Origin of the sequence: Tateyamaria omphalii, from assembly GCF_001969365.1 — a bacterium.
In the GTDB taxonomy this organism is placed as follows: domain Bacteria; phylum Pseudomonadota; class Alphaproteobacteria; order Rhodobacterales; family Rhodobacteraceae; genus Tateyamaria; species Tateyamaria omphalii_A.
Genome location: NZ_CP019312.1, coordinates 2,399,417 through 2,414,129, shown reverse-complemented (window position 1 = coordinate 2,414,129; position 14,713 = coordinate 2,399,417). Strand labels below are relative to the sequence as shown.

Below are 14,713 nucleotides of genomic sequence, written 5' to 3'. Positions count from 1 at the left end.
CCGACGTAGGGTGCGCATTCAGTGCGCACCAAACCGGGGACGCCGCGGTGCGACCACGCGGAAACGCCCGCTTCAAAGCCCATCCCCGACATTTCGGCGGTTCATCTCGTCCTCGCGAAATTGAGCACACGCCGACCACGGGCCGACAGTCTATAACCAGTTTGCCGGCTTTCGGTCAGCCCCAGTTCCTTGAGCTTGCGGATATGGATTTTGAGTTTCTGCCGTTCCATTCCGATGTGATCGGCAAGGTCTTGCGCCCGCCTGTCCGGCGATTGCGCGATCCAATTCAGGACCGTCAACGACAGGTCCTGAACCGGTGCCGCCTTGCCAATCCGCTTGATCCTTCTGACGATCTCGGCGCATTCCGCATCAGAGATGCCATCATCCTTGGCAAGCGTCTTTCTTCGATCATCCCCCTGATATCGCAACGCGATCCTGAACACGTCACCCTCTGACCGTTGCGACAATTCAGCTTTCAGGTCTCGAATATCATCATACCCGGCCCGACGCGCATCTTCGTCTGTTATGGAACTCACCGAAACATCACAGACCGCGTCAATCGCCAGTTCCCCGACCGCCGTACGCAATTGACTGCCCGGCTTGACAGTCGGCCGCGTCCACCGCCTGAACGCGAGGTCGATGTCTCCACTCGCAATTCTTTCGAGAATGGCGCGTTTGATAAGCATGTTGGAAACCTAGCCGGGTGCGGCGCGCGGAACAACTGTGTCCGCTTCGTTCCGCGTGCGCACCGTCGGCCCGCGACATCAGATCACGGACCTCACCTCGGGTGCTTCAGTCGACCACCAGATCGACCACAAATTCCCGCACCTTCGCCTCTGGCATCTCGCATGGTTTGAGGCGGCCGCCGGACGCCAGCGCATACCAGTTCAGGCTGATGTAGTCCGCACCACCCAGTTCCTCGGCCACCAGCTTTATTGACTTGTCCCCGGCGAACCGGCTCTTGGTCACGACATAGCGTCGGCCATGCGCGGTGCCCTGAAAGGTGCCACAGGGCAGCGCCCCAAGCGCGGTCTCAAAGGTCGACATGACCTGTCGGGTGTGCCGTCCCGGCGCAGCGGCCCATGTCGGTCACGTTGATGTCTCGCCAATTTTTGGCTCGGTCCCGGCCTTGATCCGCCGCATGTTTGCGCGGTGGCGCCAGAACACAAGCAGCGTCAGAATAACGCCCAATATCAGGGCGTTGGGTGCGCCCAACCCCATCATCAGAAAGGTCGACGCCGCTGCCGCCACGATCGCCCCCATGGACGAGATGCGCGACAGGCCCGCGCCCACCAGCCAGGCGATGCACGCGCCGATGCCCACCGGCCAGTGCAGCGCAAACAGCAGGCCGAGGAATGTCGCGACACCCTTGCCACCCTTGAAGCCCAGCCAGATGGGGTAGCAATGCCCCAGCATCGCAGCCAGCCCAGCAAGTTGCGCCGCATCCTCGTGCCCGGTCACAAAGCGCGCCAGCAGCAGCGCCGCCGCTCCCTTGCCAGCATCCAGTAGCAGCGTGAGGGCCGCGGCGGTCTTGTTGCCCGTGCGCAGCACGTTGGTGGCGCCGATATTGCCCGACCCGATCTCGCGCAGGTTGCCGAGGTTCATGGCGCGGGCCAGAACCATACCGAAGGGTATGGAGCCGAGAAGATAGCCGATCACGGCCCACAAGGCGAGCGCGGCAAGGGTGCTTTCGATCAGGGGCATTTAGTCTTTCTTGTAAACGGAACGGCCAGCGACAAAGGTTTCCAAAACCTTACCCTGCATCCGCGCCCCGTCAAACGGGGTGTTGCGCGATTTCGACTGGAGTGTGGCACGGTCCATCACAAAGGGTGCGTGGGGGTCGAAAAGGACCAGGTCAGCAGGGGCGCCGGCCGTCATACGTCCACAATCCAAACCCAGCCTCCTGGCCGGGTTCAGCGACATCGCCCGCCACAGCGTCGGCAGGTCAATCAGGTTGGCATGGAAAAGGCGCATCGCTGCAGGCAGCAGCGTCTCCAGCGCCACGGCCCCCGACGCCGCCGCCTCGAAGGGCAGCCGCTTGCTCTCCTCGTCCTGGGGGGTGTGCATGGAACTGATGATGTCGATCAGGCCCGACTGGACCGCCTCGGCGATGGCGATCCGGTCCTCCTCGTCCCTGAGCGGGGGCTTGATCTTGAAGAAGGTGCGGTAGTCCGCCACGTCCAGCGCATTCAGCGTCAGGTGGTGGATCGAGGTGCCCGCGGTGATGTCGAACCCGTTGCCCTTGGCCCGCTCCAGCGGGGGCAGGGCGCGTGCGGCGGTGATCTGGTCGGCGTGATAGCGCGCGCCCGTCATCTCGACCATCGCGATGTCCCGATCCAGCCCCATCCGCTCGGCCATGGGCGACACCGCTGGAAGGCCGCGGAGCGAGGCGAACTTGCCCGCGGTGGCGGCGGCCCCGGAACTCAGGCCCGGATCCTGCGGATGCCCCAGCACCAGCGCGCCGAGAGAGCGGGCATAGGACAGCGCACGTGCAAAGACCTTGCTGTCGGTCACCACCCGGTCGCAATCGGTGAAGGCCACGGCGCCCGCGTCGAGCAGGAAGCCGATCTCGGTCATCTCGCGCCCTTGCCGCCCCTTGGTCAGGGCCGCCATGGGCAGGACATTCACGGGGGCCGCCTCGCGCGCGCGGCGGATCACGAATTCAAGCGTCTCGGGGTTGTCGATGGCGGGGTCGGTGTCAGGGCGGGTGACCATGGTCGTGACCCCGCCCGCCGCCGCCGCGAGGCCCGCCGAGCCGAAGCTTTCCTTGTGCCGCTCACCGGGCTCGCAGACGTTGACCCCGATGTCGACGATGCCGGGGGCGAGGTGCTTGCGGTTGCAGTCGATGACCTGTGCGGCCTCTGGCAATGGGCTGTCATCGGTGATGATCGCACTGATCCGTCCGTCTGCGACAGCCAGCGCGCCGGTCGTCACGCTTCCTTCGGGATCAAGCAGTTTGGCGTTTTTGAGAAGCAGGTCCATCATCCGCCGATCCAGATCATCAGATATGTCAGAATGCCAAGTACAATGAGCGCAATCATTGCGATGCGGCCCGACATGGCGGCGTCCGATGGCTTTTTCTTCACTGTCTCGGACGGGGCGGAGTAGGGTTTGGCGCTGTCGGCCTCGACCTTTTCCGCGGCACCCCAATCGGTGCGCAGCTCGCCATATGTGCCGATCAACGTCAGCGAAGAGGCCGGGTCCAGTGTTGCCGCGCGATCCTCGAAGGCGAGTGAGAAGATGATCAGCACCCAGCCGCCCAGTTTTTCCAGCTTGGCGCGGTCAGGGGTGATTTGATCCATGGGCACGGCGTTGCCCTCTGTCAGATAGCCGACCAGGCCGACCCCTTCGAGGTCGGCGACGGGAAACACCTCGACCTGATCGGCGTTTACATCCGCGCCGAGGGCCATGTTGATGGCGGCGGGGTCATCCTTGAGCGCTTGCGCTTCCTTGTCCGTCATGGACAGCGCGAAGACACGGATGACACCGCGTTCGTTTGTTGGAATGTCGATCAATGCGGTCATGACCGCAATCTAGCTATGTATTCGTCGCGCGCATGAAGTATGCGGCGGCGCAGGTCTCGCGGGGATTGCGGAATGGGAAGCGTCATTGCTGTTCCGTTCTCGAAGCGAACGACCAGCGACCAAAATGGCCAGCGGTTGATGCGCTTGATTTCGTCTAGCGGGATTTCGGGTGCAAAGTCTTCGTTCGCGGATATGTGGATGGCCTCGTTCGTTAGATACCACTGGGTGTTCCGGTGGCGCCGCCAGACATCGAGTTCACCAAAAACCCACATATTGAACAAGACAATCACAGCCGAGGCTGGAACACCGAGAAGAATAAGCCAAAGAGCTTTCCCAAAATCGCCAAGCAAGCCAATGAACACCCAGATACCTGCAATGGCACAGACGCGAACGAGGTAGGAGCGTTTGGAGATTGTCCAACTGTGCAGCAGGACTTCGCCAGGCAGAAATGTGGGCGACGTCATGCGACCCCCCTCACGGCTGCCAGGTTGCGCGCCAGAAGGTCCATGGCGGCCATGCGCACGGCCACGCCCATTTCCACTTGTTCCTGAATGACCGAGCGGTTGATGTCGTCGGCCAGCGTGCCGTCGATTTCGACGCCGCGATTCATCGGGCCGGGGTGCATGACGATCGCGTCGGGCTTGGCGTGGGATAACTTGTCGGTATCCAGGCCAAAACGATGGTAATACTCGCGTTCGCTGGGGATAAACCCGCCGTCCATGCGTTCTTTTTGCAAGCGGAGCATCATCACCACATCGACGTCTTTCAGCCCTTCGGCCATGTCATCGTAGATCTCGACGCCGAATTCCGAGATGCCGGAGGGCATGAGCGTCGGCGGGCCGATCAGGCGGATGCGGTTTTCCATCTTGCCCAGCAGGATGATGTTAGATCGGGCCACGCGGCTGTGCGCGATGTCGCCGCAGATGGCAATCGACAGCCGGTGCAGTCGTCCCTTGGCCCGCCGGATCGTCAGCGCATCAAGCAGCGCCTGCGTGGGGTGTTCGTGCCGCCCGTCGCCTGCGTTCAGCACGGCGCAGTTCACCTTTTGCGCCAGAAGGTCCACGGCCCCCGAATGCGGGTGGCGCACCACCAGCAGGTCGGGGTGCATCGCGTTCAGTGTCATCGCGGTGTCGATCAGCGTCTCGCCCTTGGCGATGGACGACGCCTGCATCGCCATGTTCATCACGTCCGCCCCGAGCCGTTTGCCCGCCAGTTCGAAGCTGGCCTGCGTGCGGGTGGAGTTTTCGAAGAACATGTTGATTTGTGTCAGCCCCGCGAGCGCATCCTTGTGCTTGTCGGGCGCGCGGTTCAGCGCCACGTAGTCTTCGGCCAGATCCAGAAGCGTCACGATCTCTTCGGGGCGCAGGTGTTCGATCCCCAGAAGGTGGCGATGGGTGAAGGTCATGGGCATCCCTTGGCGTGTCTGGGCGCTTATATGCGGTGGGCAGGCGTGGCGGCAAGCGGTTGGAATTGCATATTTGAAGAACAATGAAGGGGCATTCCGGTTCCGGTCCGGCGGGCGTAGTGTGGTGATATGGATTCGGCGGAGTATCACAGCGCCCTTGCGGCCCTGGCCTGGCAGATCGAGCTGGGTGTGGATGAGTGCATCGCGGATGCGCCTGTGGACCGCTATGCCGTGCCTGCCGCTGTGCCGAAGCCGGCGAAACCTGCGGCGGTGCAGCCCGAGGCCGCGCCCGTTTTGCAGATGGGTGATGATCCGGTGGCCGTTGCGCGGGAGGCCGCTGCTGCGGCGCAGGATCTAGAGGGTTTGCGCGCCGCTTTGGCCGCCTATGAGCATTGTGAATTGAAGAAGGGCGCCCGCAATCTGGTGTTTTCCGATGGCGTGCCAGGTGCCCGTGTGATGATCGTGGGCGAGGCTCCCGGGCGGGACGAGGACATGCAGGGCAAGCCCTTTGTCGGCCGGGCCGGGCAGCTTTTGGACAAGATGCTGGCCGCCATCGGGATGAGCCGGGACGAGAGCGTCTATATCACAAATGTGTTGCCCTGGCGTCCGCCGCAGAACCGCGACCCCAAGCCCGAAGAGGTCGCCATGATGCAGCCGTTTCTGCACCGGCATATCGAATTGGCAGATCCGGATGTGCTGGTTGTCGTGGGCAACCATTCCTGTCAGGCGCTGTTGGGCAAGCGCGGCATCACCCGTTTGCGTGGCGACTGGACAGAGGCCCGTGGCAAGCCTGCACTGCCCATGTTTCACCCTGCTTACCTGCTGCGCAATCCGGCGGCCAAGCGCGAGGCCTGGGCTGATCTCTTGAGCCTGCGGGCGCATCTGAGGGGGGACACATGATTGATCCGATTTTGTATCTGGCGTTTTTGCCTGCCGCTTTGGCGTTGGTGCTGACGCCGGGGCCGGACATGCTGTTTGCCATGGCGCAGGGTTTGCGTGGGGGCAAGGGGCCTGCCGTCGCCGCCTCTGCCGGGATTGCGAGCGGGGCGTTTGTGAATGCGGGGCTGGCGGGCATTGGTCTGGGTGCCCTGGTGTCGGCGGCCCCGTGGGTCTTTGGCGTCGTGCGCTGGGTTGGCGTGGCCTATCTGCTCTATCTGGCGGTGAAGACGGTGATGTCGCCCCTGGTCGGTGAAAACACGCGCGCTGTGCGTCCGTCGCGTGCCTTTCGCGACGGGTTGATCGTGAACCTGTCGAACCCGTCGGTGATCCTGTTCATTCTGGCCTTCATTCCGCAGTTCGTGGACCCCGCGCGCCCGATCCTGCCGCAATTCCTGATCTATGGCGGGACGATTGCGTGCCTTGGCTTTGTGGTGAAGTCGGGCGTGGGCATGACCGCTGGCGGGCTGGGCCGGGCGTTGGCGCGCAACCCCGTGATTGAACGCGTGCTGCGCTGGGTGACGGCGGGGGTGTTTGGTGCGTTGGCGGCCCGCGTGGCCTTTGCCGGGGGGCGTCCATGAGCCGGATTGACGAGAGCCTTGATTTCATTGCCATTCGCATCGCGGTGTTGACGGTCAGCGACACGCGGAGCCTTGACGAGGACCGGTCCGGCGATGTGCTGGTGGGGCGTTTGACCGATGCGGGCCATGTATTGGCGGATCGCAAGGTGCTGCCGGATGAGCGGGACCAGATTGCGGCGCAGCTGCGCGCATGGTGTGACGATCCCGAGATTGACGTGGTGCTGTCGACGGGCGGCACGGGCCTGACGGGGCGGGATGTCACGGTCGAGGCGCACCGCGATGTCTATGAGAAGGAGATCGACGCCTTTGGCACCGTCTTTACCATCGTGTCGATGCAGAAGATCGGGACCAGCGCGGTGCAAAGCCGGGCGACGGGGGGCGTGTGCAACGGCACTTATCTCTTTGCGCTGCCGGGCAGTCCGGGCGCCTGCAAGGACGCGTGGGATGAAATTCTGGGCCGTCAGCTCGACTATCGCCACCGGCCCTGCAATTTTGTCGAAATTTTACCCCGTCTTGATGAACATCAGCGACGGAAATAGCGCGCCCATACGTAACAGCTTTGTTGTTTGGACAATTTCGTGGCGCGCCTAGATTATGATACGGATCCGGCGCGGCGACTAAGGGCGTGAAAGAATGAGATTTTTGAGGCAAAGCCTGATCGGCCTGGTGCTGGCGGCGCTCAGTCTGGGGCTTTTGGCCTATGCCGGGTCGATCGTGGGCGGTGCTGTGCAGTCGCGCCTGTCGGAAGAGCCGCGGACCCCGCCTGCGCGGGAACGCGTGTTTGCCGTGGCCGTGGTGCGGGCCGAGGCGGGGACGGAAACGCCTGTGCTCGAGGCCTTTGGCGAGATTGCGAGCCGCCGCACGCTTGAGCTGCGCGCTGCCGTGGCAGGCCGTGTGATCGAACTGGCGGACGGGTTCGAGGATGGTGGCGATGTCAGTGCCGGTCAGCTGCTGGTTCGGATTGATCCGGCCAATGCCGAAGCGGCCCTTGCCCGCGCCGAGGCCGATTTGCTGGACGCCGAGGCGGAAGTGCGCGACGCCGACCGCGCGCTGGTGCTGGCGCAGGACGAAGAACAGGCGGCACAGGTGCAGGCCGACCTGCAGGAACGCGCGTTCCAGCGGCAACAGGACCTGCAAGAGCGTGGTGTCGGCACCGCCGCCGCCGTGGAAGGCGCCGAACTGGCTGCGGCCTCGGCGCGGCAGGCGGTGCTTGCGCGCCGCCAGGTCGTGACCACGGCAGAGGCGCGGATTGACCAGGCCAAGACCCAACTGGCCCGCGCCCGCATCGCGCTGGACGAGGCACAGCGCACTCTTGACGATACCACCGTCACCGCCCCGTTCAACGGCACGCTCAGCGCCACCAGCGTCGTGGCCGGGCGCCTCGTGTCTGCAAATGAACAATTGGCGACGCTGATCGACCCCGGCGCGCTTGAGGTGCGGTTTCGCGTGTCGACGGCGCAGTTTTCGCGGCTGTTGAACGAGGATGGAGGCGTCATCGCGGCCCCCGTGACCGCAACACTGGATGTCGTGGGCATCGACCTTGCCGCCACCGGCACTGTCAGCCGCGCCAGCGCCGGCGGGGGCGATATGCAGACAGGGCGGCTTGTCTTTGCCCGTCTCGACACCGGACTGGGCTTCAAGCAGGGGGATTTTGTGACCGTTGCCGTCTCCGAACCGCCGCTGGAAAACGTCGTGCGCCTGCCGGCCACTGCCGTCGATGCGTCAAACACGGTTCTGGTGCTGGGGGAGGACAACCGGCTGGAGAAAGTCGATGTTGCGGTCCTGCGGCGTCAGGGCGATGATGTGCTCGTGCGTGGCGATGACATCGTCGGGCGCGATGTGGTCGAGGCGCGCTCGCCCCTGCTTGGTGCGGGCATCTCGGTGCGGCCCCTTCAGCCACAGGCGGCAGAGGCGTCCGACGCGCCCCTGGAGCCGGAAATGGTCGAACTGACCGATGAACGGCGCGCTCGCCTGGTCGCCTTTGTCGAGGCGAGCGAGCGTATGCCCGCGGATGCCAAGGAGCGGGTGCTGGCCAGCCTGGCTGAAACACATGTGCCAGCCCAGATGGTGGCCCGGCTGGAAAGCCGGATGGGGGGCTAGATGGCGCGGCGGATCCCAAAGGCGGCAGGCGGTATCCTCAGCTATTTTGTCCGCCACCGGACCGTTGCCAACCTCCTTTTGCTGATCATGCTGGTTGCGGGTGTGGCGTCGGTGCCGAACATGCGCGCGCAATTCTTTCCCGACGTCATTGTCGACAATGTCCGGGTCAACGTCTCCTGGGACGGGGCCGGGGCCGAGGATGTGGACGCGGGCATCGTTCAGGTGCTGGAGCCGGGTTTGCTGGCGGTCGAAGGCGTGGAAAGCACGGAATCGCGTTCGACAGAAGGCTCTGCGCTGATCACCCTTGAGTTCGAACCGGGTTGGGACATGGGCCGGGCGGCCGACGACGTGCAGACCGCCGTTGATGCTGTCACGACCTTGCCCGATGATGCGGATGAGCCGACGGTGCGTCGCGGGGCCTGGCGCGACCGGGTGACCGATGTGGTCATTACCGGACCCGTGGGCCCGCAGCAGCTGGGCCTGTTTGCCGATGAGTTCGTGGTGCGCCTGTTTGCCGCCGGCGTCACCCGCACCACCATTCGCGGGGTGGCCGCCCCGCAGGTGCTGATCGAGGTGCCGTCCCTTTCGCTGATCGCGAATGAAGTCACTATGTCCGAGATCGCAGCCGCCATCGCCGCCGAGGTGGACACCGACCCCGCTGGCGATGTGACCGGCGCCAATGCGCGTGTGCGCACCGGCACGCAGAAACGCACGCCCGAGGAGATTGCGGGCATTGTTCTGCGGTCAAACCCGGACGGGTCAAAACTGCTTGTCCGCGACGTGGCGACCGTCCGGCAGTTGGGTACAGCGCGCAACCGCAGCTATTTCGTGGGCGAGGACCCGGCCGTGTCGGTGCGTGTGGACCGGTCCAACAATGGTGACGCCATCGCGATGCAGGCGACGGTGACCGAAGTCGCGGCGGAGTTGCGCGCAACCTTGCCGCCATCGGTCACGGTCGAGTTGATCCGCACGCGGGCCGAGGCGATTTCCGCCCGTCTGAACATTTTGATCGACAATGCCTTTGTCGGGTTGGGCCTGGTCATCGCGCTGCTCTTTCTGTTTTTGAACGCGCGCACGGCGTTCTGGGTGGCCGCGGGCATTCCGGTGGCGCTGCTGGCTGCCATTGCGCTGATGTATCTGGGCGGGCTGACCATCAATATGGTGTCGCTGTTTGGTCTGATCATCACCCTTGGCATCGTGGTGGACGACGCCATCGTCGTGGGCGAACATGCCGATCACCGCCACCGCGCCTGGGGTGAGCCGCCCCTGGTTGCCGCCGAGAATGCGGCGCGGCGCATGTCCATGCCCGTCTTTGCCGCGACCCTGACCACGGTCATCGCCTTCTTTGGTCTGATCGCTGTCGGGGGCCGCTTTGGTGATTTGATCCGTGATATTCCTTTCACCGTGATCGCGGTGCTGGTGGCGTCGCTGGTCGAGTGTTTCCTGATCCTGCCCCATCACATGGGCCATGCGCTGGCTGCCTCTGACCGGCCGCGGTTCAGCCGCGTGAAGCTGGCTGTGGCGCTTGCCAGTGTCGCCGTGCTGTCTGCCGTTGTGTCGGGTGCTGTGGGCTATGTGATCTGGTCCGACAGCATTGCAGGTCTGTTCGATGCGTGGCCCTATCTGCTGGCCGGTCCCACGATCATGGCCGCCGTGTTCCTGCTGGCCCCGCGCCGGTTGAAGGCGCGTTGGGTCGGGGCGATGGGCACCAAGGGCCTCGATACACCCTCTGTCATCGTGAATGCCGGGTTCGAGTGGATGCGCGAAACGCTGTTCCGCCCGATGATGGCCGGTGTCATTGCCGCCCGCTATGTCGTGTTGGCCGGGGTCTGCGTGGTGCTCGCCAGCCAACTGGCCCTGTTCATCGAGCGCGACGTGCAATGGCGGTTTTTCAACGCGCCCGAGCGCGGGTCGGTGACCGGCAACTTCGCCATGCTGGAAGGCGCCAGCCGCGCCGATACACTGGCCATGATGCGCGAGATGCAGCGCGCGACGGAAGACCTGGGCGCGCAATATGAAGAGCGCTATGGCCGCAATCCCATCGACTATGTCATCGCAGAGATCGGCGGCAATGCTGGCCGGGGTCTGAGCGGTGTGGAAGCAAAGGACGCTGATCTGCTGGGCGGCATTTCCATCGAGTTGATCGACGCGGACCTGCGCCCCTATTCCTCTTTCGCCTTCGTCGCCGAGTTGCAGGACGCCGTGGTGCGTCATCCGCTGGTCGAAACCGTCAGCTTCCGCGGGTGGCGGTCGGGGCCGGGCGATGACGCGCTGGACGTGCAGTTCTTTGGCGCGGACACCGACACGTTGAAGGCCGCATCCGAGGACCTCAAGCGCGCGCTGCTCCAGTACCCCGAGGTGAGCGCGGTCGAGGACAATCTGGCCTACGACAAGGAGGAGTTGATCCTGGATCTGACCGCGCAGGGCCAGGCGCTTGGCTTTACCATCGACATGCTGGGCCGCGTGCTGCGTGATCGGCTGAACGGGATCGAGGCGGCGACCTTCCCCGATGGCCCCCGCAGCGCGGAGATCCGGGTGGAGCTGCCTGAGGGCGAGTTGACGGCCGATTTCCTGGACCGTACGCAGATGCGCACCCCCGACGGCACCTATGTGCCGCTCGCCGACATCGTGAGTGTCGAGCGGCGCACGGGGTTCTCGACCGTCCGGCGCGAGAACGGCATCCGCCTGATTTCCGTCACCGGCGACATCTCCGAAGACGATCCGGCCCGCGCAACCGAGATCAACCGCGCGCTGGAGGAGGAGATCCTGCCCAACATCGCCGCCGAACGGCAGGTGGAGTTCCGAAAGGCGGGCCTGAGCGAGCAGGAAGACGAGTTCCTGTCCGACAGCCTGACCGGCCTGATCCTGTGCCTGACGGGCATTTACCTGGTCCTTGCCTGGGTCTTTGCCAGCTGGACGCGGCCCATCGTGGTGATGGCGATCATCCCCTTTGGCCTCGTGGGTACGATCTATGGCCACCACCTGTGGGACGTGCCGCTGAGCATGTTCACGGTCGTGGGACTGTTGGGCATGACGGGTATCATCATCAACGACAGCATCGTGCTGGTCACCACCATCGACGATTACGCCAAGGATCGGGGGCTCTTCCCGTCGATCATCGACGGGGCGGCGGACCGGCTCAGGCCCGTGATGCTGACCACGCTCACGACCGTGCTGGGGATGACCCCGCTGCTCTACGAGACGTCGCAGCAGGCGCAGTTCCTGAAGCCAACGATCATCACGCTGGTCTATGGGCTGGGCTTTGGCATGGTGCTGGTCCTGCTGGTGGTCCCCGCACTGGTGGCCGTGCAGCATGACATCTCACGCCAGATTAAGGCGATGCGGCGCGGACTGTCTGCCCCTGCCGCAGCCGTGCGCTGGGGGTTCGTGGCGCTGTGGGCCGTGGTGCTGGGCTGGTTCGGGGCCACGATGGGCTACACGTTGATCACGGGCGGCCTGCTGCCTGCATTCACTCGGGCCCTGCCCGCACTGGGCGACCTGACTGCGTTGAGCGCGGCGCTGCTGCTTTTTGCGGGCGGCGTGCTGGCACTGGGATTTGTTGCCTATGTGATCGGAGCGCTGGTGTTCCAGATCACGCGCTGGCGGACGGCGGCCTAACCGCCGGTGCAGCCCTGCACGTCGACAGCGTAATCGGCACCCAGAATGGTGATCCGCACATCGGACCGGTCCACGGCAAAGGCACCGCCATCGGCGTGCATCATCTCGCTGACGGCCACCACCGTGTTGCCGCTGCGCGCGGTGCGCGCCTCGCTCACCCAGACGCCGGGCACGCCGGGTTCGATCACGGCCACTTCGGTCCCGCCGGTGTGGGGCAGGGCCACGCGCGCCTCAATCTGCATGCCGTGTTCGGTCGGGGACAACCGACAGGTGGCGGACTGCACTTCGGCCTCTGACGCTGAATAGGGCATGTCGGCAAGGGCTGCGACAATGGCAGGTGTCGGGGTCAGGTCGGGGCTGTCCAGCATCTCGTCAATCTTGACGCTGTGGGGGATGCACACATCCGAACATACGCCCATGGACAGGGTCGTGCGCAGGCGCATGGGCTTGCCCGCGCGCGCCGGTGTGATGTGCATGGGGATCACCACCTGATCGGTGTACCCGATGGAACGCATGCCGTTCTGCACATGCACCTCTGGCGTGGGCCATGACAGGCTGACGGCGCCAATATTGCGGGCACGGGACCAGTCGAAATGCGGCGGAATGCCCGCATCGCCCGGCGCGCGCCAGTAGGTCTTCCACCCCGGGGCCAGCACCAGCCGCACCGCGGCCAGCCGTTGCCCGTTGGGCAGGTCCCATCCTTGCAGCACCTCCGTGCGCACAACGTGATCGAACTGGCCCTGCGCATAGATCGGCAGGGCGGTCACAGCCGCAAGGGCGACGGCAAGGGACAGGGCACGTTTTTTCATTCCCTCTAAATGCAGGGTCGCAAGCGCGAAGCCAAGTCACGTCCCGGTCAACTTGCTGTAACGAAATGGTGCGCGATGGCTTGCCTGCGGCACATCCGCAGGTTGCTCTGACCGGGCCGCCACGCCATGTTATGTGTAGATGACACAGGAACAGACGATAATGGGGGCCATGACCCTGGACCTGACCGGGCAGCTTTTGGTCGCCATGCCGGGCATGGGCGATCCGCGCTTTGACCGGTCGGTGGTGTTTATGTGCGCGCATGGCGAAGATGGCGCCATGGGCCTGATCGTAAACAAGCCTGCGGTTGACATGAATTTGGGCGAGTTGCTGGACCAGCTCGACATCAAGGGCAGCACGCCTGCCCGCACTCATCCCGTGCATTTTGGTGGCCCGGTTGAGACGCAGCGCGGTTTCGTGCTGCACGGGGCCGATTATACCTCGCGCCTGCAAACGCTTGAGGTCGGGGCCTTCGGCATGACGGCCACGCAGGATGTGCTTGAGGATATTGCCACCGGCGAGGGGCCGGAACGCGCGCTTGTGATGCTGGGCTATGCCGGCTGGGGGCCGGGCCAGTTGGAGGGCGAGATTGCCCGCAATGGCTGGCTGACCGTGGGCGCCACGCCGCAGCTTGTGTTTGGCACGGGCGATACGTCGAAATGGATCAAGGCGCTGAATGCGCTTGGGATTGATCCGCTGGGGCTGTCGGGCGAGGCCGGGCGCGCCTAGCCGCGCGGGGCGGCAGCGCGTCTCAACCGGTCGTTGATCGCCTGACCCAGCCCACAATTCGGGATCGGGGCCACTGCAATGGGGTAGCCCGTGGCATCCAGCATGTGCAGGTGGTCAAAGAGGTTTGCCGCTGCTTCCACCAGATCGCCCGCGACCGACAGGTTCAGGTCCGACTGCATCGGCCCAAAGCCCAGCAGCACCTCGCCCGGATTGGCGCAATTCGCGTTCAGCCGGACGGTGGCGTCGGGCGCGTAATGCGACAGCATCTGTCCGGGTGCGGTGATCGCGTCCCCTGCATGTTCGAGCGGTCCAACGGCGGCCTCGATGTCTTCCTGCGCAAGGCCACCGGGACGCAACAGTGCCAGCGGTGCGGCCCCCACGATGGTGGATTCCAGTCCGACCGGGCAGGCGCCCGCGTCCAGCACCGCCTCGATCTTGCCGTGCAGCCCGGCCATGACATGCGCCGCGGTCGTAGGGCTGATCCGCCCCGACGGGTTCGCCGATGGCGCCGCCACCGGCCCTCCGAACGCCCGCAGCACGTCTTGCGCGACCGGGTGTGATGGCACGCGGATGGCCAGTGTTTCAAGGCCCGCCGTCACCAGTGGCGACAGCCCGTGCCCGGTTTTCAATGGCGCCACCAGTGTCAGCGGGCCGGGCCAGAACCGCCGTGCGAGGGTCTTCAGCGCGCCGGATATGTCCGCGTAGCGCTCTGCCGTGTCGAGGTCCGGCACATGCACGATCAGCGGGTTGAAGCTGGGCCGCCCCTTTGCCTCGAAGATGCGCGCAACCGCAGTGCCGTTGCGGGCGTCGCCCCCAAGGCCATAGACCGTTTCCGTCGGGAAGGACACGAGGCCCCCCGCGCCCAAGAGCCGCGCCGCCTCGGCGATGCCGGTGGCGTCGGGCGCAAGACGGGCTGTTTCAATATTGGACATCGTTGCTGATCTACGGTCCCGTGACGCCGCGTTCGAGTTGCGATATGCCGCCCCGCGCCGCATCTATGATTTCAGACACGC

At 64.7% G+C, this 14,713-nt stretch carries 15 protein-coding genes; 6 read left to right on the top strand and 9 right to left on the bottom strand.

Features of this window, described 5'->3' with window-relative positions; all coding sequences use genetic code 11:
* Window positions 1–101 precede the first annotated feature (101 nt).
* From BWR18_RS11975 to BWR18_RS11945, 7 genes are all read right to left on the bottom strand, one after another.
* Complete coding sequence (locus tag BWR18_RS11975) at window positions 102–686, bottom strand: hypothetical protein (protein WP_076628511.1); 585 nt, start codon at window positions 684–686, stop codon at window positions 102–104.
* A gap of 106 nt (window positions 687–792) precedes the next feature.
* The gene (locus tag BWR18_RS11970) at window positions 793–1,047 is read right to left on the bottom strand and encodes a hypothetical protein (protein WP_076628510.1); all 255 of its coding nucleotides are present in this window, start codon (window positions 1,045–1,047) and stop codon (window positions 793–795) included.
* A gap of 42 nt (window positions 1,048–1,089) precedes the next feature.
* Entirely contained in the window at window positions 1,090–1,704 is a 615-nt protein-coding gene (gene plsY / locus BWR18_RS11965) for a glycerol-3-phosphate 1-O-acyltransferase PlsY (protein WP_076628508.1), read from the bottom strand.
* Window positions 1,705–2,982: a dihydroorotase gene (pyrC, locus tag BWR18_RS11960; RefSeq protein ID WP_157598907.1), complete on the bottom strand. Its 1,278-nt coding sequence runs from the start codon at window positions 2,980–2,982 to the stop codon at window positions 1,705–1,707.
* Entirely contained in the window at window positions 2,982–3,524 is a 543-nt protein-coding gene (locus tag BWR18_RS11955; RefSeq protein ID WP_076628504.1) for a hypothetical protein, read from the bottom strand. The genes pyrC and BWR18_RS11955 overlap by 1 nt, the downstream gene beginning before the upstream one ends.
* Window positions 3,521–3,988, bottom strand: a complete 468-nt coding sequence (locus BWR18_RS11950; protein WP_076628503.1) for a hypothetical protein — start codon at window positions 3,986–3,988, stop codon at window positions 3,521–3,523. Before BWR18_RS11950 ends, BWR18_RS11955 begins: the two co-directional genes overlap by 4 nt.
* Window positions 3,985–4,929, bottom strand: a complete 945-nt coding sequence (locus BWR18_RS11945; protein ID WP_076630284.1) for an aspartate carbamoyltransferase catalytic subunit — start codon at window positions 4,927–4,929, stop codon at window positions 3,985–3,987. The genes BWR18_RS11950 and BWR18_RS11945 overlap by 4 nt, the downstream gene beginning before the upstream one ends.
* Before the next feature lie 129 nt (window positions 4,930–5,058).
* Between BWR18_RS11945 and BWR18_RS11940 the strand changes: the two genes are divergently transcribed.
* The 5 genes from BWR18_RS11940 to BWR18_RS21410 all read left to right on the top strand — a co-directional run bounded on the left by BWR18_RS11940 (window position 5,059) and on the right by BWR18_RS21410 (window position 12,164).
* Window positions 5,059–5,829 (top strand): uracil-DNA glycosylase, encoded by a 771-nt coding sequence (locus BWR18_RS11940; RefSeq protein WP_076628501.1) that lies wholly within the window; start codon window positions 5,059–5,061, stop codon window positions 5,827–5,829.
* Complete coding sequence (locus tag BWR18_RS11935) at window positions 5,826–6,446, top strand: LysE family translocator (RefSeq protein WP_076628499.1); 621 nt, start codon at window positions 5,826–5,828, stop codon at window positions 6,444–6,446. Before BWR18_RS11940 ends, BWR18_RS11935 begins: the two co-directional genes overlap by 4 nt.
* Window positions 6,443–6,985, top strand: a complete 543-nt coding sequence (gene moaB / locus BWR18_RS11930) for a molybdenum cofactor biosynthesis protein B (protein WP_076628498.1) — start codon at window positions 6,443–6,445, stop codon at window positions 6,983–6,985. The genes BWR18_RS11935 and moaB overlap by 4 nt, the downstream gene beginning before the upstream one ends.
* 94 nt (window positions 6,986–7,079) lie before the next feature.
* Window positions 7,080–8,546 carry an efflux RND transporter periplasmic adaptor subunit gene (locus BWR18_RS11925; RefSeq protein WP_076628496.1) on the top strand — a complete coding sequence of 489 codons (1,467 nt, stop codon included), beginning with the start codon at window positions 7,080–7,082 and terminating at the stop codon, window positions 8,544–8,546.
* Entirely contained in the window at window positions 8,547–12,164 is a 3,618-nt protein-coding gene (locus tag BWR18_RS21410) for an efflux RND transporter permease subunit (RefSeq protein ID WP_083957694.1), read from the top strand. It begins immediately after the preceding gene.
* On the opposite strand, the gene BWR18_RS11910 is transcribed toward BWR18_RS21410, so the two are convergent.
* A complete protein-coding gene (locus BWR18_RS11910; RefSeq protein WP_076628494.1) occupies window positions 12,161–12,973 on the bottom strand; it encodes a protein-disulfide reductase DsbD domain-containing protein in 813 nt (270 codons plus the stop codon). The two genes, BWR18_RS21410 and BWR18_RS11910, sit on opposite strands and share 4 nt — an antisense overlap.
* Before the next feature lie 139 nt (window positions 12,974–13,112).
* On the opposite strand from BWR18_RS11910, the gene BWR18_RS11905 reads away from it, so the two are divergent.
* Window positions 13,113–13,700, top strand: coding sequence for a YqgE/AlgH family protein (locus BWR18_RS11905; protein WP_254684849.1), 588 nt, complete (start codon window positions 13,113–13,115; stop codon window positions 13,698–13,700).
* Here the strand turns inward: BWR18_RS11905 and BWR18_RS11900 are convergent.
* Window positions 13,697–14,632 carry an L-threonylcarbamoyladenylate synthase gene (locus tag BWR18_RS11900; protein ID WP_076628492.1) on the bottom strand — a complete coding sequence of 312 codons (936 nt, stop codon included), beginning with the start codon at window positions 14,630–14,632 and terminating at the stop codon, window positions 13,697–13,699. The two genes, BWR18_RS11905 and BWR18_RS11900, sit on opposite strands and share 4 nt — an antisense overlap.
* Between the last annotated feature and the right edge of the window lie 81 nt (window positions 14,633–14,713).